At 43.8% G+C, this 20,193-nt stretch carries 18 protein-coding genes; 13 read left to right on the top strand and 5 right to left on the bottom strand.

The annotated features are described in order from the left end of the window. Position 1 precedes the first annotated feature (1 nt). The 5 genes from IE164_RS13940 (at position 2) to IE164_RS13920 (ending at position 4,994) form a co-directional block, all read left to right on the top strand. The gene (locus IE164_RS13940; protein ID WP_189630867.1) at positions 2-613 is read left to right on the top strand and encodes a hypothetical protein; all 612 of its coding nucleotides are present in this window, start codon (positions 2-4) and stop codon (positions 611-613) included. A gap of 11 nt (positions 614-624) precedes the next feature. Then, entirely contained in the window at positions 625-1,944 is a 1,320-nt protein-coding gene (locus tag IE164_RS13935; RefSeq protein WP_189630866.1) for a hypothetical protein, read from the top strand. 114 nt (positions 1,945-2,058) lie between these two features. After that, positions 2,059-2,529 carry a heme-binding domain-containing protein gene (locus tag IE164_RS13930; protein ID WP_189630865.1) on the top strand — a complete coding sequence of 157 codons (471 nt, stop codon included), beginning with the start codon at positions 2,059-2,061 and terminating at the stop codon, positions 2,527-2,529. A gap of 198 nt (positions 2,530-2,727) precedes the next feature. Continuing rightward, positions 2,728-3,099, top strand: a complete 372-nt coding sequence (locus IE164_RS13925) for a BlaI/MecI/CopY family transcriptional regulator (RefSeq protein ID WP_189630864.1) — start codon at positions 2,728-2,730, stop codon at positions 3,097-3,099. Continuing rightward, on the top strand, positions 3,096-4,994 hold the full coding sequence (locus IE164_RS13920) for a M56 family metallopeptidase (RefSeq protein WP_189630863.1): 1,899 nt from the start codon (positions 3,096-3,098) through the stop codon (positions 4,992-4,994). Before IE164_RS13925 ends, IE164_RS13920 begins: the two co-directional genes overlap by 4 nt. A gap of 407 nt (positions 4,995-5,401) precedes the next feature. Here IE164_RS13920 and IE164_RS13915 read toward each other — a convergent pair whose 3' ends face one another. The 3 genes from IE164_RS13915 to IE164_RS13905 are packed head-to-tail and all read right to left on the bottom strand — an operon-like array spanning position 5,402 to position 6,607. Then, positions 5,402-5,659 (bottom strand): DUF6952 family protein, encoded by a 258-nt coding sequence (locus IE164_RS13915; RefSeq protein WP_189630862.1) that lies wholly within the window; start codon positions 5,657-5,659, stop codon positions 5,402-5,404. After that, positions 5,640-5,954 (bottom strand): thioredoxin family protein, encoded by a 315-nt coding sequence (locus IE164_RS13910; RefSeq protein WP_189630861.1) that lies wholly within the window; start codon positions 5,952-5,954, stop codon positions 5,640-5,642. Before IE164_RS13910 ends, IE164_RS13915 begins: the two co-directional genes overlap by 20 nt. Positions 5,955-5,968: 14 nt before the next feature. After that, positions 5,969-6,607: a peroxiredoxin gene (locus IE164_RS13905; RefSeq protein ID WP_189630860.1), complete on the bottom strand. Its 639-nt coding sequence runs from the start codon at positions 6,605-6,607 to the stop codon at positions 5,969-5,971. Between the two features lie 460 nt (positions 6,608-7,067). Here IE164_RS13905 and IE164_RS13900 point away from each other — a divergent pair, with 460 nt between their 5' ends. Beyond that, a complete protein-coding gene (locus IE164_RS13900; protein ID WP_189630859.1) occupies positions 7,068-7,634 on the top strand; it encodes a pentapeptide repeat-containing protein in 567 nt (188 codons plus the stop codon). Between the two features lie 149 nt (positions 7,635-7,783). Here IE164_RS13900 and IE164_RS13895 read toward each other — a convergent pair whose 3' ends face one another. Beyond that, positions 7,784-10,753, bottom strand: coding sequence for a S9 family peptidase (locus tag IE164_RS13895; RefSeq protein WP_189630858.1), 2,970 nt, complete (start codon positions 10,751-10,753; stop codon positions 7,784-7,786). Between the two features lie 103 nt (positions 10,754-10,856). On the opposite strand from IE164_RS13895, the gene IE164_RS13890 reads away from it, so the two are divergent. From IE164_RS13890 to IE164_RS13875, 4 genes are all read left to right on the top strand, one after another. Further along, the gene (locus IE164_RS13890; protein ID WP_189630857.1) at positions 10,857-13,301 is read left to right on the top strand and encodes a zinc-dependent metalloprotease; all 2,445 of its coding nucleotides are present in this window, start codon (positions 10,857-10,859) and stop codon (positions 13,299-13,301) included. Positions 13,302-13,433: 132 nt separating this feature from the next. Then, positions 13,434-13,964, top strand: a complete 531-nt coding sequence (locus IE164_RS13885; protein ID WP_189630856.1) for a paraquat-inducible protein A — start codon at positions 13,434-13,436, stop codon at positions 13,962-13,964. Between the two features lie 86 nt (positions 13,965-14,050). After that, the gene (locus IE164_RS13880) at positions 14,051-15,613 is read left to right on the top strand and encodes an FMN-binding glutamate synthase family protein (protein ID WP_189630855.1); all 1,563 of its coding nucleotides are present in this window, start codon (positions 14,051-14,053) and stop codon (positions 15,611-15,613) included. Between the two features lie 131 nt (positions 15,614-15,744). Then, positions 15,745-17,310, top strand: a complete 1,566-nt coding sequence (locus IE164_RS13875) for an N-acyl-D-amino-acid deacylase family protein (RefSeq protein ID WP_189630854.1) — start codon at positions 15,745-15,747, stop codon at positions 17,308-17,310. Here the strand turns inward: IE164_RS13875 and IE164_RS13870 are convergent, their stop codons facing one another. Then, positions 17,311-17,763: a hypothetical protein gene (locus IE164_RS13870; protein ID WP_189630853.1), complete on the bottom strand. Its 453-nt coding sequence runs from the start codon at positions 17,761-17,763 to the stop codon at positions 17,311-17,313. Positions 17,764-17,937: 174 nt separating this feature from the next. On the opposite strand from IE164_RS13870, the gene IE164_RS13865 reads away from it, so the two are divergent. From IE164_RS13865 to IE164_RS13855, 3 genes are all read left to right on the top strand, one after another. Further along, the gene (locus IE164_RS13865; RefSeq protein WP_189630852.1) at positions 17,938-18,930 is read left to right on the top strand and encodes a serine hydrolase domain-containing protein; all 993 of its coding nucleotides are present in this window, start codon (positions 17,938-17,940) and stop codon (positions 18,928-18,930) included. Between the two features lie 221 nt (positions 18,931-19,151). Then, a complete protein-coding gene (locus IE164_RS13860; protein WP_189630851.1) occupies positions 19,152-19,655 on the top strand; it encodes an energy transducer TonB in 504 nt (167 codons plus the stop codon). 35 nt (positions 19,656-19,690) lie between these two features. Continuing rightward, positions 19,691-20,179: an energy transducer TonB gene (locus tag IE164_RS13855; protein ID WP_189630850.1), complete on the top strand. Its 489-nt coding sequence runs from the start codon at positions 19,691-19,693 to the stop codon at positions 20,177-20,179. The last annotated feature ends 14 nt before the right edge of the window (positions 20,180-20,193 follow it).

The following is a 20,193-nucleotide window of genomic DNA, read 5'->3' as shown; positions in this document are numbered from 1 at the left end:
AATGGTCAAAAACTCAAATTATCTACTCACTGCCTTTGCACTGGTGTTTCTAACCATAAACACCAGCCAGGCACAAATGAAAAACGGAAAGTTCAGTCCGGTAGAAAGGGATCTGGAAATTAGCCGGGTAACACTGGAGAATTTTCTAAAAAAATGGGAAGGTGCTCCACTGCTCAACCGTATTCAAAAAACGGAAAGTAGCTATACCGAAGGTCAGGGAGCAACTATCTTTATTGAAGCCCCAAATGCACGCATATTTCTTGATGGCCGTATGAATTGGAGCCGAGAACTAGATACGGACTTAATGGATACGTTCTACGACAACGAGATTGTGGCTTTACAACAGCAAAGGCTCAAGAGCAGTCTGGCCCACTTCCTGCATCAGTTTAGTAGTTACCTGCCCGGAGTAAAGGTCAACGAATCTATAATCTTTCACTTCAACATTCACGACCCTATAATTAACCAAGAGGAAGACCCGGCCACAAGCCCAAAACAACCCGAAAGAACCTATCAAATCAGTTTTTCAATAGCACAGGCCGATGTATTGAACATTGAAAGTAACAAGCTCTCTGTTGAGCAAATCGAAAACAGAATAAAAACATCTAAAAAATAAATATCTGAATTATGAAAAAGACAACACGAAACATCTTAGTAGCTCTGCTGGCTCTCTTTATTGCCAGTCCGGCAATGGCCCAGCAGTTTGTAGACGTTGCGCAGGCTACTGTTAGCGGCTACAGCCACCAAACACAAGACCTTTCCAAACTACCCAAAATGGAAAAAGACATTGTGATTCTTCAAAACGTATTGGGCGACTTATTTAGCGATAGTGAAAACTCCTTCTATTCTTCGCGCAGTGCCAAAGGCATGTACATTCCTGGTAGCGGAGTTATTTTCTCTATGGGCAACTCTTTCTATGGCCGTGTCTTTTTGGATGTACTGAGAGGAAAAACCGAAGACGATGGTAGCGAAAAAGCTGATGAACTTTCGGCCGAAGAAATGAACAAACAGAATGCAGACCGACTCCGGAAACTATCGAAGGAGTTTTTGGCCAACTATGGGAGTTTGCTCACCGAATTAAAGCCAGGGGAAAAAATAATGCTCAATCTGGACTATACAGACATCATCACGGAAGAGAAGGTAAATACTTCGGCCAACCGTATCTCCTATGCAAGGCCTACCACCCAGAAAAAGAGAATGCAAAGCAGCATATCTCAAAAAACGCTGAGTGATTTCACTTCAGGCAAACTGAGCCTGGAACAGGCCATGAATGCCATTGAAGTAAAAGTTAATGAAGATGTTGAAAAAGAAATGACCGATGCAAAAATTCTGGCAGGTATTCTTGATGACTTGCTTCAAAGCAGCATGGACGGAAAGTTTAGAAGAAGAGGCCGAACTAACTGGACATACTTTGATGGTTTCGGACTTATGTTCAACATTCAGTTAAGCACCAGTGTTTCCGGCAACGTGGCGATTCTTAGCCAGACAATTGGCAGCGGCACACGAGTTGTATCTAAAAACTCCGAAGACAAGCAAAAGGAAATTGAAGAAGCCATGAAGGCTGTTGAAGAAGCCTATCCCGATTTCGAAAACATGCTTAAAGAAAATGTAATTCAGTATGGCAGAACCCTAAGAAGCCTTGGCAGCAACGAAAGTGTCATTATCAATGTAGACCTTGGCTCAGCTTACCGAAATGCTAATATTCCCAGAAGCATACGCATGGTTATACCCAAGAGCACAATAGATGCCTATGCCAAAGGGCAGAAGTCGTTGGATCAGGTGAAAAACGAAATCGATGTCACTAAAATGCAAACCAGCCTATCCGGCAGCAGTCACTTATGGTCTGTGCAAGATGTAGACTTCTTCCCAACTGTAATAGAAGCGGTTCCATCGCCCCCCGCTCCATTAAAAGGAGCGGTCGGAACATCGAGCAAATCAAACCGCTAAAATTCGCGACTTTAGCAAAAAGCCCGGTTGGTCACCGGGCTTTTTTATTGGCATAGTCATAAACATCTTCACCAAACAAACGATAATTAATAACTTGTGCCAAAATTCAACCCTATGAAGAAAATACTCAAATATATTCTGCTCGTGTTGGTCGTTGGCCTGGTGGTCATCCAGTTTATAAACCGACCGGAGAGAATAAATGAACCGGTTACTGACAACGACCTTATAGAAACCCTTCAGGTGAATGCTCAAATGACCGATTTTCTAAAGTCGGCCTGCTACGATTGCCACAGCAACCAGCCACGATACCCTTGGTATGCCAGCATTGCTCCCTTTAGCTGGTCTATTGCCGAACATATAGAGCACGGTCGTGAAGAGCTAAATTTTTCTGAATGGGCCACCTATTCTGCCAGAAGAAGAGATCATAAACTGGAAGAAATGGTAGAAGAGGTAGAAGAGGGCCATATGCCTCTCCCCGGCTACCTTTGGCTGCACAGCGATGCGAAAATAACGGAAGAACGCCTGGAAATGCTCAAAACCTGGGTAGAACAAGAAAGAGCAAAAATTAGTCAAGAGGCCAATTAGTTACTGGCTTAGCCTTTGTTGTCTAAAGCATTGAAGCTACCAATTCTTTAAGAGTGGGTAGCTTTTTTGTCAATACCCTACTCAAGCTCAACGCCTAGCCGTCTTGTTACGAGTAAAAAAGCCACACACAACTAAATGCTTCGTTTTGATTTATGAATTATTATTCTACATTTGTAGAAATACATTTACAAAAGTAGAATGAACTTACCTAAGTCAGAAGAGCAACTCATGCAGTACCTCTGGGAAATGGAAAGGGCCTTTATGAAAGACCTGATAGACCGATACCCCGAGCCCAAGCCTGCCTCAACCACAGTAGCCACCTTACTGAAACGCCTACAGAAAAAGAAGGCTGTTCATTTCGAAAGATATGGAAGTGTAAGAGAGTACTTTCCTTTAATCAGCAAAGAGGTCTATTTTTCCAAACAAATGAATGGGGTTATAAAGAACTTCTTCAACAACTCAGTTTCGCAGTTCGCCTCTTTCTTTACCTCAGAAGAGAACCTTAGCGATGAACAATTGAAAGAGCTTCAGCAAATAGTAGAACAACAAATAAACGCACGAAAGAAATGATCGAATACCTCCAGAAATTTATGCTGAGTAGCCTGATGCTTTATAGTATCTACTACTTTTTTTTAAGAAACGATAAAACCTTTCGTTTCAATAGGTTCTACCTGCTTCTTATTCTCCCTCTGTCTCTCACCATTCCGTTAATCACTGTTCAAACGAGCTATATTTATATTCCTATAATACCTCAAAACTCTGCCGACATTCCATTGGAGGACACGTTGTTGTATCATCCTATGGCACCGAATGATGGACAAGAGCAATCCATCACTACAGAAATAGTGTGGAATCAAATACTCACTTACACCTATTCATTGATTTGCCTTATGTTCATAGGCAGGTTTATCATAAACCTTTACAGGCTGCATCAATTCAAACGGCAAGGACAAATTATAAAGCTAGAGGGGTATCAGGTATGTCTAAAAGAAAACTTAAAAAGCTCATTTACCTTCCTGAGTACTATTTATACCAATAAAGCCAGATATCTGGCAGGTCTACTCCCTCCAGCAATCCTAGAACATGAAATGGCACATGTATCCCAAAAACATAGCTATGATATAATTGTGATAGAGCTTCTCAGCTCCATTCTATGGTTCAATCCTTTGGTTTACATGGTCAAAAGATCAATTAAGCTGAACCATGAGTTCCTAGCCGATGAAGCGGCTTGCAAAAACTCTTCCTCATTGGCCGATTACCAAAAGACATTAATAAACTATTCCAAAATTAATTCACATAATGAGCCGATGTTGTCTAGTAGGCTAACATTTGGCGAAACCAAAAAACGATTAAACATGATGGTCAAAACAACACACAAAACCACTCAGCGGCTAAAGCAGTCATTAGGTTTGATAGCTATTGCAACCACTGTACTTGCTTTCGGAAATCAGAAAGTCACTGCCAAAGAATTAGGCTCAAATTTAGACCTATCGCAAAATCAACCTTACGAAAATTCATCTTTAGTTGACCAGAAAGCAGTCCCAATAAATCAGCTTTCAACTGATACCAAAGTGAGATTTATTCAATCGGATGGAGAAACTATTTCGAAACGGCTTGGCGACCTTGAAGAGGAAGAGAGAATTCGATTTATAGATCCTTTATCAAAAGGGGAACTCTTTATAGAAATAGCAAAGACTGACCAGCTCAGTAATAGTGACTGGAACCTTCTACTTGACAAGGAAAAATATGGCATATGGCTTAATGGAGATAGAGTAGACAATCTAGAGCTGCTGAACTACGAACCTTCAGACATCTACAGGTTCAGTATGAGAAAAATGACAACATACACGAGCAACTTAGGCAACTTTGAATATCAATTCTTTGCCCTTACAAAGGAATACGTAGACAAGAAATATAAAATAGATAATGACAGAGGTTTTTGGCTGAATTACAACACATATAGAAGAGTTGCTGAGAATATTGAGTTAGTCACTCAAAAAAAAGACACTGTACCAGGGGGTGTTAGATCAATCCATTTAAAACCTAACATATTGGTAAGGTTTCTCAATAAAGACGGAAACACAGTTGAAAAAATCTTTAGAGATCTAAGCCAATCAGAGCTAGAACGGTTCAGACAAAATGAGGCCAGACCTGCTTATTATTCACCGCGACCAGCCAAAATGGATATACCAGAAAATTTTGCTAACATATTTGCTAATGAAAACGAGTATGGAATTTGGCTTGATGGAAGGAGAATTAAAAACTCGGAACTCAAGAATTATTCAGCCAGCGAAATTTATTCTTACCGGAAGAGCAAATTACTCGCCAATGCCAAAAATTATGGGGTTCATACCTTCCAACTAAATATGTACACCACTAAATACTATGAAGGGAAACCGGATGGTCACTGGATTAATTTATTAAACCTTCGTGAGATTGAGGAAGAGGCTAAAAACACACCCTAAATCTACCACAAACAAGCTGTAGCGAATTCAACACAGCAAGAGCACAATGTGTTGTAGCAACAACTTCCTTGACTCAGTCCATCTTTTTGAATTGTAAGCTCTTGTCTTAGAAAGCAGTATTAACCAAGCAATCTATATAATACTCCACAGAGCACCAGTGTTGGTAGAAAAGTACTTCGAAACGTATTGGCTATCTAGTCTATTATAGAGTGAAAGCCACCTGCTCCGATCAATGCTGTTTTAAACTAAAGTGTTACCGGTTTTTAAAGAACCGGTAGCTTTTTTTGATTAGGTTTTGGATGGTTTATCCTGCCAAAGCCTTGTCAGCAATCCGGCTGGCAGAATAGTAGGTAATAGAAATAAAAAACCCCGACCATTGGCCGGGGTTCCACTCTACTTTTTAAGGGCTACCGATCGATTGACCCAGTAACACGTTTCATAAATTCATTGAGGGCTTCTTTCTTAGGTTTCCCTTTTCGGATGGACTCATTTACCTCTATGGCGCCATAGAGGTTCGAAATAAGCTCCCCTATCACGTCCAGTTCTTCATCTTTAAGGTTTTCACACTCGGTAAGGTTTTCGAGTGTTTCTATAGCCTCCAAAACAAAGTCCTGATCGTTTTGCTCAATGAATTCTGTAATATGCTTAATTAGCGGCAACCTCATCGACAAGTGCTTTTAGCGATTCGAACTTATTGGTTTGCACCTGATTTACCAGCTTACCACCTTCATAGGCGGCAAAAGTTGGCAGATTGTTCACGTTGGCCAGTTTCCTTGACTCAGGGAATTTCTCCGCATCAACGATCACAAATCGGGCATCTTCTCGTTCTGAAGCCAGCTTCTTAAACTTTGGCTTCATAATTCGGCAGTTTCCACACCAAGAGGCAGAAAACTGAACGAACACCTTTGAGTTCTCGTTGAGAACTTCCTGAAGGTTATCTTCACTCAATTCAACGACCATCGTTCAATCTTTTTTTAATTGTTGCTTAGATAAGAAGTAACCCCTTCTCTGTTGGCTGTCATAGCCTGTTTTCCTTCTTCCCAGTTGGCCGGACAAACCTCACCATGCTGTTGCACGTGGGCGTAAGCATCAATAAGTCTCAAGTATTCTTTCACATTTCTACCTACGGGCATATGGTTAACCCCTTCGTGGAATACAGTACCTTCTTCATCAATCAGGTAAGTAGCTCTGTAAGTCACATTGTCGCCCTCTAACAACTCTACTCCTGTTTCTTCGTCATAGCTCACACCAGTGATATCAAGAATATCCAGTGTTCTGGCGAGGTTTCTATTGCTATCGGCAATCAGGCTGTAGGTTACGCCTTCTATACCTCCGTTGTCTTTCGATGTATTCAACCAGGCAAAGTGCACCTCGGCCGTATCGCAAGAAGCACCAATTACAATAGTGTTTCTCTTTTCGAACTCAGGTAAAGCTTCCTGAAAAGCGTGAAGCTCAGTAGGACATACAAAAGTGAAGTCTTTAGGGTACCAGAAAAGCACTACTTTTTTGTTGTTTTTTCTGGCTTCTTCCAGCACGTTCAACTTAAAAGTATCGCCCATTTCGTTCATGGCGTCTACGGTAATGTTTGGAAATTTTCTACCTACGTAGCTCATATTGAATTTTAGTTTTATAGTGAAATGTATGTTCTGTTAAATAATGCTGCGAAGGTAACCTTCAACAATCAATTAAAGCCTATCCGGCAGATTGGTTTTTTGAATTTCTTATTGACGTTATCAATAAGAAGCAACCAGCTATTTTTGATGAAAATACATTAGCCACTGAGCACTAATCAGTTAAGAACCGATCCGCTCACTAAATGTGAGATGAGATAAAAAAGATTAATTGAGCTATTTTTAGTAGCTTTTCGCCAGGCACAAGACCAAATTGCATATTTCCGAATCTTTGATTACACCTAATACATCCTACCACACAATCCATTCAATAATTTACCTAATACAAAAGTAAATTTTGTATTTCTATAGATTTCATCAATAAGAATCTGCCTCTCTCACAAAGCACCGGACAAGTCCACTGCCCTTTTAAGTTTTAACTAACTTGCCCTAAAGAACAGGAATGAAAGTTATAGAGGACGAAACCATTACGGGTAAAAACCTGGACAACTGGCTAAAGCAGGGTATGCAGTTTGAATACTGCACATTTAAGGGAGCCGATTTTTCCAAGAGCAACCTATCCGGTTTTAGCTTCTTGGAGTGTGAATTTACCGACTCTGACCTTTCGGGTATAGAACTAGTTGATACAGGTTTAAAATCGGTTCGTTTCGACTCCTGCAAACTCATGGGACTCCGGTTTAGCCAATGTAATCCTTTTCTACTCTCCATGCATTTTCAGCGCTGTAAACTCGATTTTTCCAGCTTTTACAACCTTCAGCTCAAAGAAAGTTCTTTTGTTGAATGTAGTTGTCTTGATTGTGATTTTGCCGAGGCAAACCTAACGGGCACCAATTTTAGCAAGGCTAATTTACAAGGGGCTGTATTTGTGGGATGTAACCTGCAAAACGCCAATTTTCAGGAAGCTTCGGGGCTAGACATAGACCCCAATAAAAACACCCTAAAGGGTGCTCAATTTGAACTTACGCAACTCCCGGGGCTTCTCAATCAACATCAAATTATAGTCATTTAGGGTCAGTAAGACTTAGCCCTCTTTTCCAACGCCATTCAAACTCACTCTCAAAAACACTTGAAACTAAGAATTGACCAAAAACAAACATTCCCGAAGACCTTGGTTTTCCATGCCTTCGGGAATGCCCTGTATCTATCAGGTGAGAGTATCTAGTTTTGTCCCTTACCCTTTTCCAGTTTAAGGCTGGCTCCTTCGTTTATTTTTTCTTCTGTCTGTTCGTCCACAAGCTCATATCTGAGAGTTCGACCTTTTAGTGTAGCCGGTAGACCATAGGCCATCCATTCCGGCATTGGAGCATCTTTCAGGTAATGATCGAAGAATTGTCCCATGCGCACAGAAAGGTCTTTTCTGTTCTTACGCTCTCTCAGGTTATGGGCTTCATCATTGTACACCACCATCCAGCTGGGTTTTTGTAGCCTTCTCAAAGCCATGTAGAACTCAATACCCTGATACCATGGCACTGCACCATCGGCATCGTTGTGCATAATAAACAATGGGGTATTAATATTGGGCACACCGAACAAAGGTGAGTTTTCTACATAGAGATCGAATTTATCCCAAAGTGTACCTCCTATTCGAGACTGCGTTTTCTCATACTGGAACATTCGGCTCATACCCGACCCCCAACGTACTCCACCGTAGGCAGAGGTCATGTTAGACACGGGAGCCCCGGCTCCTGCAGCCGCATACATATCGGTCTTGGTCACAATGTAGGCCACCTGATAGCCTCCCCAGCTTTGTCCCTGAATGGCCATTCGCTTTTCGTCTACAAAACCTTTGGCCATTACCGCCTTGGTGGCCGGCACCACATGGTCCATAGCACTTTTGCCCGGATGTCCGATTTCGTATTTAATATCTGGCACCAATACCAGGTAGTCATTACTGACAAAGTAAGGAATATTCACCGTGCTGGCACTTGGCGCAGGACTTGGGTGGCTATGCAATGAGTTAGACCTTCTTTCGTAGAAGTACACAATCATAGGATACTTCTTATTAGGGTCGAAGTTTTCGGGTTTGTAAAGAATGGCCTGCATTACTTCACCATCAAAGCCCGACTCAAACTCTACTAACTCTGCGGTACCCCACTTGTAAGGGTCTTCTTGAGCGTCCATATCCGTTAGCTTGGTCAAACCATCCATTTGCAACGAATTGGCCATATACACCTCAGGATACTCCTCGTAGGTAGACATACGCACCAATACTCTCTCGGCATCTTCAGCTTTTTCTAAACCAAACACGCTCATGTCTTTCATTACAATTACCTCCGGAACCCCCGCACTGGCCATTGAAGCATAGGCATAACCTGAGGCTTTGGTCCACTCATTAAAGACACTTACAACAGCTTTGCCGGAAGTATTCACATATTCTTCCTCACGGTCCATTCGCTGATAACGGTACACCAATTGATTGGCTCTTCCATGCCCCTGAGTCATATTCTGTGCGGCTGAGCGGTTCTCCGGATCGAATTTCCAAATATCATAGCGATCGTACAGATAGAACGCCTCATCACCTTCTGACCAACCCGGGCTACCATAGCTACTGGCCAATGAAGGGCTATCGTGAAGTTCATCGGCAAAAGACACTTCCATATCGGCTGTAAGGTTGGTTATTTTTCCTGAGGTCACATTCATGGTATAATAATTACCATCCTCCTGATTGAACCATGACAAGTACTTTCCTCCGGGCGATAGTGATGCATAACCAACGGTGCTTTCCAGCAACAACTCTACCCGACCGGTGAGCGCATCTACCTTATAGTAGTCTCTGGGCAATTGAGTATCCCAGGTATACTGCGTTCTGAACCGCTGGTCGTCCATGGCCAGATAAAAACTTCTGTCGTTGTCTGTATCTACATAAACAGATTCAAGGTCGGTTCCTTCCAATTGAACCAAACGCCTGTTGTTTATATGAAAAACGGCCTCATAGGTTCTGTTGCGTTCCCTGCCGGCCTGCAATTTTTGCATAGGCTGAATGTATGGATCGTTGTAAGACCACACGTCCACCTCAGGACGCTCCTCTTTGAGTATAGTGGTATCGCTTTCGTATGCATACTTCATGGGCTTGGGAGCCGTACCAAAGTACATGCGCTGGCCCGACTCGGAGAATCGGATGCTGCTATTGTCTCCAACCATCCAGCCTTCCGGTATACCTCGGTTGGTAGAATCTATCCATATTTGAGCCTGTGAGTCTCCGGCCTTCCAGCCCATAATGCTCCAAAACTTTTCTTCATCCTTTTTATCGCTTGCCGTGGCAAAGAAGGCCAGCATATTGCCGTCTTCATGAATGGCCACTTTTTTATAATCGGTCATTCCGGTACTTAGCGTAACCGTTTCTCCGGTCTGTGTATTGTAAGCATAAAGGCCTGATGGATTCAGCGAATCTATTTCATCGAACTCATAAACCAGCAGATTGCCCTTTTCAGAGAAATCGTACTCCATCACCCCTTCAAAGCTCTTCATTTCTCCGGTGCGCATATTAAAAAGCACCAACTCTGTGCCCTTAGACTTGGCCCTTGGATCTTCAACTTCTTCGGGTTCTGGAGTTTCTTTTGGTTCCGGCTGCTTCTTTTTGTTCTTTTTCTTCCTCTTGTTTTTAGCGCCTTCTTCCTCGTTATTCGGCTCTTCCTTCTTTTCTACTTTCTTTTTCTCAGGCAAAGGCTTTTCATATTGCCAGGCCACCCACTCGCTCGATTCGCGCGGAAGCTGATAATTCTTTACCCTTGCAAATTTTTTGATTTCTCCGTTGCTCAAGGAAACAATAAACAAAGAGTCCTTTGGCATTTTGCTCGAAGGAGTTTTCTTTAGTTTCAGTGTTCTTTCCTCCTCGTAGGCAGGCTTAATTTCTCCCACCACAAACTGGCTATTGTTAGAAAAAGCATACCTGGAAACCCTGTCGATGACAATGCTATTTGAATTATTCAGGTTGCGCAATTCAAGTTGTGCATCGCCCACTTGTGGAGCAATTCGCCACCCGGCCCAATTGCCATCGTTGCTGATGCTCACCGACTGTATACCTTTCCAGTCATCATAAACATCGTGGGTAAGTGGTTTTTTCTGTGCCCAGGCAATGGACACCAGTACACTAAAAAGTACTGTTAATCTGATTCGTATGGTTGACATGTTCTGATGGTTTAATTATGAAGCCCCACAAATATAATTGTCTGGTCGTCTTAGCAAAGACTTCTTATATTGATGGGAATCATTCAGATAAAACTAAAGCTTCATGAATAAACGATTTTTTCTCATTCTGGTCCTTATGATAGGCTGGCAGGCAGTAAAGGCCCAGAAAAGTATAGAAGAGGCCACTCAAGGCACAGAAAAGAAAGAAGGATTTTTTACCTATTACTGGGACGAAAAGAACGGAAAGGTTTGGCTGGAAATAGACAAACTGGACACTGAATTTCTCTACGTAAACTCCTTAGCTGCCGGAGTAGGCTCTAACGACATTGGCCTGGACAGAGGGCAGCTTGGTGGTACACAAATAGTAGAGTTTAGGCGGGTTGGCCCAAAAATTCTTATGGTACAGCCTAATTATTCATACCGGGCCATTTCAGAAAATGCCGATGAAGTGAGGGCGGTAAAAGAGGCCTTTGCCGAATCAGTACTTCACGGTTTCACGGTGGCGGCCGAATCGGAGGGTAGTGTTTTGGTAGACCTTACTCCCTTGTTGCTCTCCGATGCCCATGGGGTAGCCAATACGCTTAGCCGATCCAGACAAGGCAACTTCAGACCCGATGCAAGCCGGTCGGCCATATACCCACCCATGCTCAAAAATTTCCCAAAAAACTCTGAGTTTGAAGCCACTATTACTTTTACCGGAAGTGGCGCAGGAGGCTATCTTAGAAGTGTAACTCCGTCTTCAGACGCTGTAACAGTGCGCATGCACCACTCTTTTATAGAGCTACCAGACAATGGCTATGAGCCGCGTAAGGCAGACCCCCGTTCGGGCTATGGCACCATCCGATACATGGATTACGCCACTCCCATTCAGGAAAACATTGTCAAGCAGTTTACCCGAAGGCATCGATTGGCTAAGAAAAATCCAAAGGCCAAAGTAAGCGAGCCGGTAGAACCTATTCGCTATTATGTAGACCGTGGCGCACCAGAGCCTATCAAGTCGGCTTTAATTGAAGGTGCCCGATGGTGGAACCAGGCTTTTGAAGCTGCCGGCTATAAAAATGCCTTTATCGTTGAAGAAATGCCTGAAGGAGCCGATCCGCTGGATGTACGCTACAATGTAATTCAATGGGTGCACCGCTCTACCAGAGGTTGGTCGTATGGTTCCTCGGTAACTGATCCCCGAACAGGCGAAATTATTAAGGGCCATGTAAGTCTTGGTTCGCTACGAGTGAGGCAGGATTTTCTGATTGCACAGGGACTTTTAACCCCCTACGAAAACGGCACTACTCCTGACCCACGACTACTGGAAATGGCTTTGGCAAGACTTCGCCAACTTTCAGCCCATGAAGTAGGCCATACCATAGGCTTAATGCACAACTATATTTCCAGCACCAATGGCCGTGCTTCGGTTATGGACTATCCACACCCACTCATTGAATTGCAGAACGGGCAGATTTCGCTTAAAAATGCCTATGATGCAGGTATTGGCGAATGGGACAAAGCAGCGGTAACTTGGGGCTATCAGGACTTTCCAGACAATGTAGATGAAGACAAGGCGCTGGATCAGCTAATTGAAGATCAATTCAAAAAAGGCCTTCAGTTTATTACTGATTCTGATTCACGCCCCATTGGTAGCAGCCATCCAAGTTCTCACCTGTGGGATAATGGCAAAAGCGCTGTAGAAGAACTCAACCGTTTGTTACAGGTTAGAAACCATGTACTTAAAAACTTCTCTGAAAAAAACATTCCTGTTGGAGCCCCATTGGCCACTTTAGAAGAGGTGCTTGTGCCCATGTACATGCTCCACCGATACCAACTGGAGGGTGCTGTGAAAGTTTTGGGAGGCACGTATTATAACTACAAACTCCGTGGAGACTCCCAGCCCCTGCCTTCAACCGTATCGAAAGAAGAGCAAGAGGCTGCACTCAATGCACTTTTGCGGGTAGTGAGCCCGACCCAGTTGGCCTTCCCGGAACATATTCTGAAAATCATTCCTCCCCGACCTCCCGGTTTTGGCCGTTCGCGCGAAACCTTTAACGGACGTACGGGAATAGACTTTGACCCGGTTGCTCCCGGAGAAACTGTTGCCGGAGCTGTGATGAGTTACATTTTCAATGCTCAGCGCGCTACCCGACTGGCTCAGCAGAAGGCTATGAATCCTGAGCAAATTGGCTTAACCGATGTTATCAACACCATCTTTTCTTCTCTTTTTAACGTTACTTACGCCAACCCATACTATCTGCATCTTAACCATGCAACGCAAAACCAAATGGTGGCTGCTTTGATGGATCTATACAAAAGTAACAGTGCCTCTACCCAAGCCCGGGCCGAAGCTCTCAATGGTTTGCTCAAAATCAAGCAATTTGCAGGCAACAATGCCAACGGCAGCGAAGCAAGCTCCAATGCTCACTACCGATATCTCAATCATTTGATAGAGCTGTTTATTATGAATCCGCAAGAGCTTGAAGTTCAAAATGCGCTTTCTCCGCCCGATGGCTCGCCCATTGGTATGGAAGCCGAAAGCTGGTGTAGCTTTAGCGATAATTAATTAACAGCATACAATATCCATCAACCTCAGGGGTTCTTTCATGTGAAATACCCTTGAGGTTGTTTTTTAAAGCCTTTCCAAGTCCGTGTTACCTTTGTTTACTTTGAATCGTCTTGCACAAGAATATAACCTATGAACAGCAGAAACATAATTGCCCTGGTATTGATTGTGGTATCGCTAATATGCCTTTATCCCGGGCTCACCTTGCCTATTATTAATATTAACATTGGGGCCAACATACCATTATTGGGTAAATTCGAACTGTACGACCGCACGCAAAGTGTAATTAGCGGCATTAAGCTACTCTATGAATACGACAATCATTTGGTTGCTTCACTCATCCTGTTTTTCTCGGTAATTGTACCAATTCTCAAGGCTGTTCTGTTGTTTATGGTATTGGCTTTCAGGCAATGGAAGTTGCGCCTGAGGGTCTATCAATTTGTGGCTTTAATTGGCAAATGGTCTATGGCCGATGTGTTTGTGGTGGGCGTGTTCCTGATGTACCTGGCCACTTCTTCTGAAGAAAACATCTCTTCCAGCATTTTAGACGGCTTTTACTATTTTACAGCCTACTGTATAATTTCCATAGCTGCCATTCAGGTAATGAGCCTCAAAGACATTACCTCTCAACCCGGCACAAAGTCGGCCGATCCTATTCAGTAATTAGGCCGGCTTGTTCCTAAAAATCAATTGACGCAGAGAGTTGTAGCCTTGAAAATTTAATCTGATCTTACCAAGAAACACAGGTTATGGATCAGTTGAAGGAACTACTGGCTTCTACCCCTTGGTGGGTATATATATTGCTGCTTTTGTTGATCGTGTTTGTGCGAGACATTCTTCAGAAGAAGCATACCATTAGTCACAATTTCCCCATCGTAGGGCACCTGAGGTATTTGCTGGAAAGAATTGGTCCAGAACTACGGCAGTATATTGTAGCCAATAACCGGGAAGAGCTTCCCTTTAACCGAAGTCAGCGCTCATGGATTTACGCCAGTTCAAAGAAACAAAACAACTATCAAGGTTTTGGAACCGATCAAGACCAGAGCGCAGCGGGCTATGTATTTATTAACCCGGCCTTGTTTCCTTACACTCCTAAGCCAGACCACCCCAACGTAATACACAAAGATCTTGTGCCTTGTGCCAAACTTATGGGTGGGTACAATCAGCGCAAAAGACCTTTCAGACCCCGTTCCATTGTCAATATTTCTGCCATGAGTTTTGGTTCACTGTCGGCCAGGGCCATAGAGTCGCTGAACAGAGGTGCCTACACTGCCGGAGCTTTTCATAACACAGGCGAAGGAGGCTACTCTCCCTATCATCAGAAGGGAGCCGATACTGTTTTGCAAATTGGTACCGGATACTTTGGGGTTCGCGATGAAAATGGAAACTTCGACCTAAACAAACTCATTGAACTGACCACGGCACATCCTCAAATCAGAGCCATTGAAATAAAACTATCGCAGGGAGCAAAACCGGGAAAGGGAGGTGTTCTTCCGGCTTCTAAAATAACTCGCGAAATAGCGGAAATCCGGCACATTCCTATGGGACAAGATGTGGTTTCTCCCTCCAATCACTCTGCCTTTAGCACGCCCGCGCAACTCTTGGATTTTATAGAATTGTTAGCCGCAGAAACCGGCCTTCCGGTGGGTTTCAAAGCCGCTGTTGGTAAGCTAGAACTTTGGGAAGAGCTTACCGACCTGATGCTAGAGAAAAACATAGGCCCTGATTTTATTGCCATAGATGGTGGCGAAGGAGGCACCGGAGCAGCTCCCCCATCTTTTGCCAACCATGTAGCACTGCCTTTTGTATTTGCCTTTGCGGCCGTTTACAAAATTTTTCAGAAGAAAGGCCTCACCAACCGGGTGGTATTTATTGCTTCCGGTAAGTTAGGATTTCCCTCCAATGCACTCATGGCCTTTGCTATGGGGGCCGACCTTATAAATGTGGCCAGAGAGGCCATGATGTCGGTAGGCTGTATTCAGGCGCAATCCTGCCACACCAATACCTGTCCTGCAGGAGTAGCTACTCAAAACAAGTGGCTGCAAAGTGGTATAGATGTTAAGGATAAATCGGCCAGATCTGCTCAATACCTTAAAACCCTTCGAAAAGAAATTTTAGAAATTACCCATGCAGCAGGCTATGAACACCCTTGCCAAATGACAATGGACGATGTAGATGTGGGCATGGGAGATAACAACTATACTACAACACTTACACAGGCCTATAAATACCAAAAAGAACCGGTTCCATTTAGTGGGATGAACAGTCTTATCGAATGCCCACACCTTGGAGCCATCAAGACGGAAAACTAAGCACAGGGCTCTAAGCCCCGGTAATGCCAGGGTATAGAAAGGAGCCTACATACTCCAAATCAGAGACTTGTCGTAAAATTCAGGTTTCGAAGAACTTTCTTTTTAGCTATCTTCCATTCAATCATAGAATTATGAAGAAGCTATTTTTACTAATTGGCACCTTATTTTTTGCCTGCTCTCCCAACACCGAAAAGTTCGATATTCTTATTCTTAACGGTTCTATATACGATGCCGAGAACCAAAGCTTTTACGAAGCAGACCTGGGGATTAAGGGCGATAAGATTGCGAAAATTGGAGATCTTAAAGACGCTGCAGCCCGCCAAACCATAGATGCTACAGGCCATGTAGTAAGCCCGGGATTTATTGATGTACACTCCCACATAGAAGCTATAATGCGCATGCCCGATGCAGAAAATTTTGTTCGGCAAGGCGTTACCACAGTGCTGGCCGGGCCTGACGGCCGGGGTCCCTCTCCTATGCAGCCCTTTCTTGATTCGTTGAGCACTTACAAACTTGGCCTTAATACGGCCTGGCTTGTGGGACATAATACCATACGAAGGAACATTATGGGTACGGAAAACCGGGCCCCTACCGAAGAGGAACTGGAAGACATGAAGAGTGCCGTAGCCGAGGCCATGCAAAGTGGGGCATACGGACTATCGACCGGACTTAAGTATGTGCCGGGTTCCTTCTCCAACATAGAAGAGGTAATAGCACTTTCCAAAGTAGCTGCCCAGCAAGGAGGCATATATACCTCTCACCTGCGAGAGGAAGGCCTGGGACTAATTGAGGGCGTTCAGGAAGCCATACAAATTGGTAAAGAAGCGGGAATTCCCATTGTGCTTACTCACCACAAAGCCATAGGCAAACCCATGTGGGGAGCCAGCACTAAAACACTGGCTATGGTAGACTCTGCCAGAAACCTTGGCATTGATGTAATGATGGACCAGTACCCTTACACAGCCAGTTCTACGGGGCTTTCGGTACTGATTCCTACTTGGGCTATGGCCGGTGGACAAGAGGAATTTAAAAAGCGAATCGATGACCCGGCTACCCGTAAAAAGATCAAAGAAGAGATTATGTTTAACATAGAGTACGATCGTGGTGGTGCTGACCTAGCAGTAGTTCAGTTTGCCAATGTAAGCTGGAAACCCGATTTAAATGGTAAAACCCTGAAAGACTGGGCCATTGAAAAAGGCCTAGAACCCACCTTTAGCAACGGAGCCGAACTGGTTATAGAAGGACAGTTGAACGGTGGGGCTTCATGTATATTCCATGCCATTGGCGAAGAAGATGTGAAGAGAATTATGCGGCACCCGCTGGCCATGGTTGCTAGCGATGGAGGCTTGGCAAAACCCGGACAGGGGCACCCTCACCCAAGAAGTTACGGCACTTTCCCCAGGGTACTGGGGCATTATGTCAGAGATGAAAAAGTAATCTCTCTGGAACTGGCACTGGCCAAAATGACTTCACTGCCTGCGGACCGATTGGGATTAAGCGACCGAGGCTATATCAAAGTAGGTATGCTGGCAGACATTACCATTTTCGACCCGGAAACGGTAGATGAAGGAGGAACTTTTGAAGACCCGCATCACTACCCTGTGGGCATTCCTTATGTAATCGTCAATGGCACAATTACCGTAGACCAAGGTGAAATGACTGAAAATAGAGCTGGAAGGGTATTGAGGAAAAAGTAATTATAGAACCTCAACAATGGAAAGCTTTGCCTGATCAAGTATGGAGACTCTAAGTGTCTTGATAATTTTATTGGTTTCAATATCCTTAATAAGCACTTGATTACGGTTAGAAACATATTCCCATTTGGCCTCATCCATATAATGAGCATCCGCAGGGTGCAGCACCAGGTAGTTTACTGTTCCATCGGCCCGGAAATCATAGACTTGTCTGAAGCGGCTCAAACCAAAGGTTTGAGAATCGCAACCTTTGTATATAGTCTGCCCCTCTTCGTAAGCATGGGTCCAGCAACCGACTAAATCTGGATTTTCCACCTCGCATGAAAAGGTCATCAGTCCTAAAGACATCAGCAAAATAAGCCCCCTCAACAAACCCATTTTCGATTCAAAGCTCATAAACATAAGGACACCCCTTCTCTTCAAAGAGTTGTAAATCAGTTGATCAGCTTTATTCATTTTCTATTCCTCATTTCACTCCATTCAAATTATCAGCTATCTTAAGAGAGTTATTCAACTCATTCAGACCGCATGAAAGCAAGATTTATCCTTTTCCTTTTCGGGTTATTCACCACTACCTTCTTATGCTCACAGTCCGTCTCAGAACAAGCACACACAAAACTTCAAGCCTTCGTGGAGAAGACGCAGGTTCCCGGACTAAGTGTTTCCATCAGTCAAAAAGGCGAACTGGTCTTTTCAAAGGGTTACGGATATACCGATCTCGAGAAGAAGACCCCGGTAGACCCGTCCAAAAGTATGTTCAGAATAGGCAGCGTTTCCAAAACATTGACTGCTGCTGGTTTGGCCAAACTCTATGAAGAGGGCAAGGTAGATTTAGATGCCCCTATTGAGCGCTACGTACCCATTTGGCCCGATAAAGGAGCCACCATAAGTTTAAGACAATTGGCCGGACATTTAGCGGGCATCAGGCACTACAAAGGGCTGGAATTTTTAAGCAATGTACATTATGAAGAAGTGGTAGATGGTCTGGGCATATTTATCAACGATCCACTAATTAATACTCCGGGTACGGAATATGTCTATTCTTCCTACGGTTGGAACCTTATCTCGGTGGCCATGGAAAATGCAGCGGCTCCCGAAGCCGGCTTTCTGTCTGATGTAAGTTTTCTTTCCTACATGGAGTCGGAGGTATTTGGGCCTTTAGGCATGAACCATACCCAACCAGACTATGCCAATCAGGACATACCCAACCGGGTGAGCTTCTATCAGTTTCAGGACGGAAAAGTGGTAGAAGCCCCAACAGTAGACAATAGCTACAAATGGGCCGGTGGCGGATTCATCGGCACCACAGAAGATCTATGCAAATTTGGGCAGGCGCACATGAAAGAAGGCTTTCTCAAAGCTGGTACCCTCAAAGAATGGATGACTTCACAAAAGACCATAGCGGGTAAAGAAACCGGCTACGGAATTGGGTGGCGAATTTTTGAACGCCCGAGCGGAAAAACCTTTTACGGACACAGTGGGGGTTCGGTAGGCGGCATCACCTACTTTCTCATTCACCAGCCAAGCGAAACAGTGCTGGCTATTACCGGCAATATGGATCCGCTCAACTACGGTGGGCTTCAGTTTGAATTGATGGAAATGTTCATAGATAACGCAAAGTAAAAATCGATCAGGCCATTTCAATCGATGACCTATTTTTCAGAATCTATCTGTCAGCGGCAAAGGATGGTTTTGGAAGCATACCGAAAATCCCTTTACGCCCTTTAATCCGGAACACCTTTTGCCGTAACACTCAACTATCTTTCAGCGAGGCTTCTTTTTTATTTCAAAATAAACTAATACATTAGTTCTAAAATTATTTTATTAGTTAATAAATCAGCCCTATGAAAAAGTTATTACTACTAGCCTTAGCTGCGTTTGTCTTCTCCTGTTCAGACAGCGAATTATTTATAGAGCCTCAGGAAGATATCTCTGTAGCCTATTTAGAAGTAGAAAAGCCGGTAAGCATCGACCAGGTTTTTACAGTCGTTGATGAACAGCCCATTTACCCCGGAGGTATTGATGCCTGGCACAACCACCTTTTAACCAACCTTACATACCCCGAAAAGGCCAAAGAAAAAGGAGTGGAAGGGAATGTCTACCTGAGCTTTGTGGTAGATAAAACCGGTGAATTGCGCGATTTTAAGGTAATGAGAGGAATTGGAGCGGGCTGTGATGAAGAAGCATTGCGTGTGCTGATGGAATCAGAAAAATGGGTACCTGGCAAGCAACAAGGCGAGCCAGTAAGCGCTCGTATGCAATTACGCATTGCATTCAAGCTCTCGGAAGGAGACAAAGGTCCATCATCAATCAGTGTTGAAGAGGAAGAAGAAATTGTTGAGAACTAGGTTAGTCCTATCGATTATTCCGAAGTCACTTCCCATTGAGTCCAAACGGTCAAAAAACTTTCACTGTCAAAGCAAGCCTTATTATAGGGCTTGCTTTTTTATTCCTCTATAACTGTCAAAAAAGTGCAGTCACTGTTAACTATGGAAGTCTTATACCGGCTTACCACACCATACACATTCCGGCTTCATACCCTGGAGGAATTACAGCATGGAACAACTTTCTGAAGGAAAACATCAGATACCCCAAAACTCAGTTAAGAATAGAAGGAAAAGTATTGTTGAACGTGTCCATTGATTCTTCCGGAGAGGTAAGCCATGTTAAAGTAGTTCGGGGTTTGCACCCCTTATTAGATGCAGAAGCCAAGAGACTAGTGCTAAGTTCGGGTAAATGGAATCCGGCCACACAGAGAGGCAAGGCTGTCAATGATTCTATTGCTTTTTTCATTTATTTCAGAAATAACCAGATCTCACAATCAAACAGGAACTCTACTATTAGTCACCGTTCGTTGCTCATGCCAGGTTAGATTTACCAAGAACT

This window comes from Roseivirga thermotolerans, from assembly GCF_014653175.1.
In the GTDB taxonomy this organism is placed as follows: domain Bacteria; phylum Bacteroidota; class Bacteroidia; order Cytophagales; family Cyclobacteriaceae; genus Roseivirga; species Roseivirga thermotolerans.
This window is presented reverse-complemented; position numbering and strand designations above follow the sequence as displayed.

Coding starts and splice junctions, on each gene's coding strand:
- IE164_RS13940 (WP_189630867.1), top strand. CDS start 2: ATGGTCAAAAACTCAAATTATCTACTCACTGCCTTTGCACTGGTGTTT.
- IE164_RS13910 (WP_189630861.1), bottom strand. CDS start 5,954: ATGGTCGTTGAATTGAGTGAAGATAACCTTCAGGAAGTTCTCAACGAG.
- IE164_RS13925 (WP_189630864.1), top strand. CDS start 2,728: ATGAACTTACCTAAGTCAGAAGAGCAACTCATGCAGTACCTCTGGGAA.
- IE164_RS13905 (WP_189630860.1), bottom strand. CDS start 6,607: ATGAGCTACGTAGGTAGAAAATTTCCAAACATTACCGTAGACGCCATG.
- IE164_RS13890 (WP_189630857.1), top strand. CDS start 10,857: ATGAATAAACGATTTTTTCTCATTCTGGTCCTTATGATAGGCTGGCAG.
- IE164_RS13875 (WP_189630854.1), top strand. CDS start 15,745: ATGAAGAAGCTATTTTTACTAATTGGCACCTTATTTTTTGCCTGCTCT.
- IE164_RS13930 (WP_189630865.1), top strand. CDS start 2,059: ATGAAGAAAATACTCAAATATATTCTGCTCGTGTTGGTCGTTGGCCTG.
- IE164_RS13885 (WP_189630856.1), top strand. CDS start 13,434: ATGAACAGCAGAAACATAATTGCCCTGGTATTGATTGTGGTATCGCTA.
- IE164_RS13880 (WP_189630855.1), top strand. CDS start 14,051: ATGGATCAGTTGAAGGAACTACTGGCTTCTACCCCTTGGTGGGTATAT.
- IE164_RS13915 (WP_189630862.1), bottom strand. CDS start 5,659: ATGAGGTTGCCGCTAATTAAGCATATTACAGAATTCATTGAGCAAAAC.
- IE164_RS13870 (WP_189630853.1), bottom strand. CDS start 17,763: ATGAATAAAGCTGATCAACTGATTTACAACTCTTTGAAGAGAAGGGGT.
- IE164_RS13860 (WP_189630851.1), top strand. CDS start 19,152: ATGAAAAAGTTATTACTACTAGCCTTAGCTGCGTTTGTCTTCTCCTGT.
- IE164_RS13895 (WP_189630858.1), bottom strand. CDS start 10,753: ATGTCAACCATACGAATCAGATTAACAGTACTTTTTAGTGTACTGGTG.
- IE164_RS13935 (WP_189630866.1), top strand. CDS start 625: ATGAAAAAGACAACACGAAACATCTTAGTAGCTCTGCTGGCTCTCTTT.
- IE164_RS13900 (WP_189630859.1), top strand. CDS start 7,068: ATGAAAGTTATAGAGGACGAAACCATTACGGGTAAAAACCTGGACAAC.
- IE164_RS13920 (WP_189630863.1), top strand. CDS start 3,096: ATGATCGAATACCTCCAGAAATTTATGCTGAGTAGCCTGATGCTTTAT.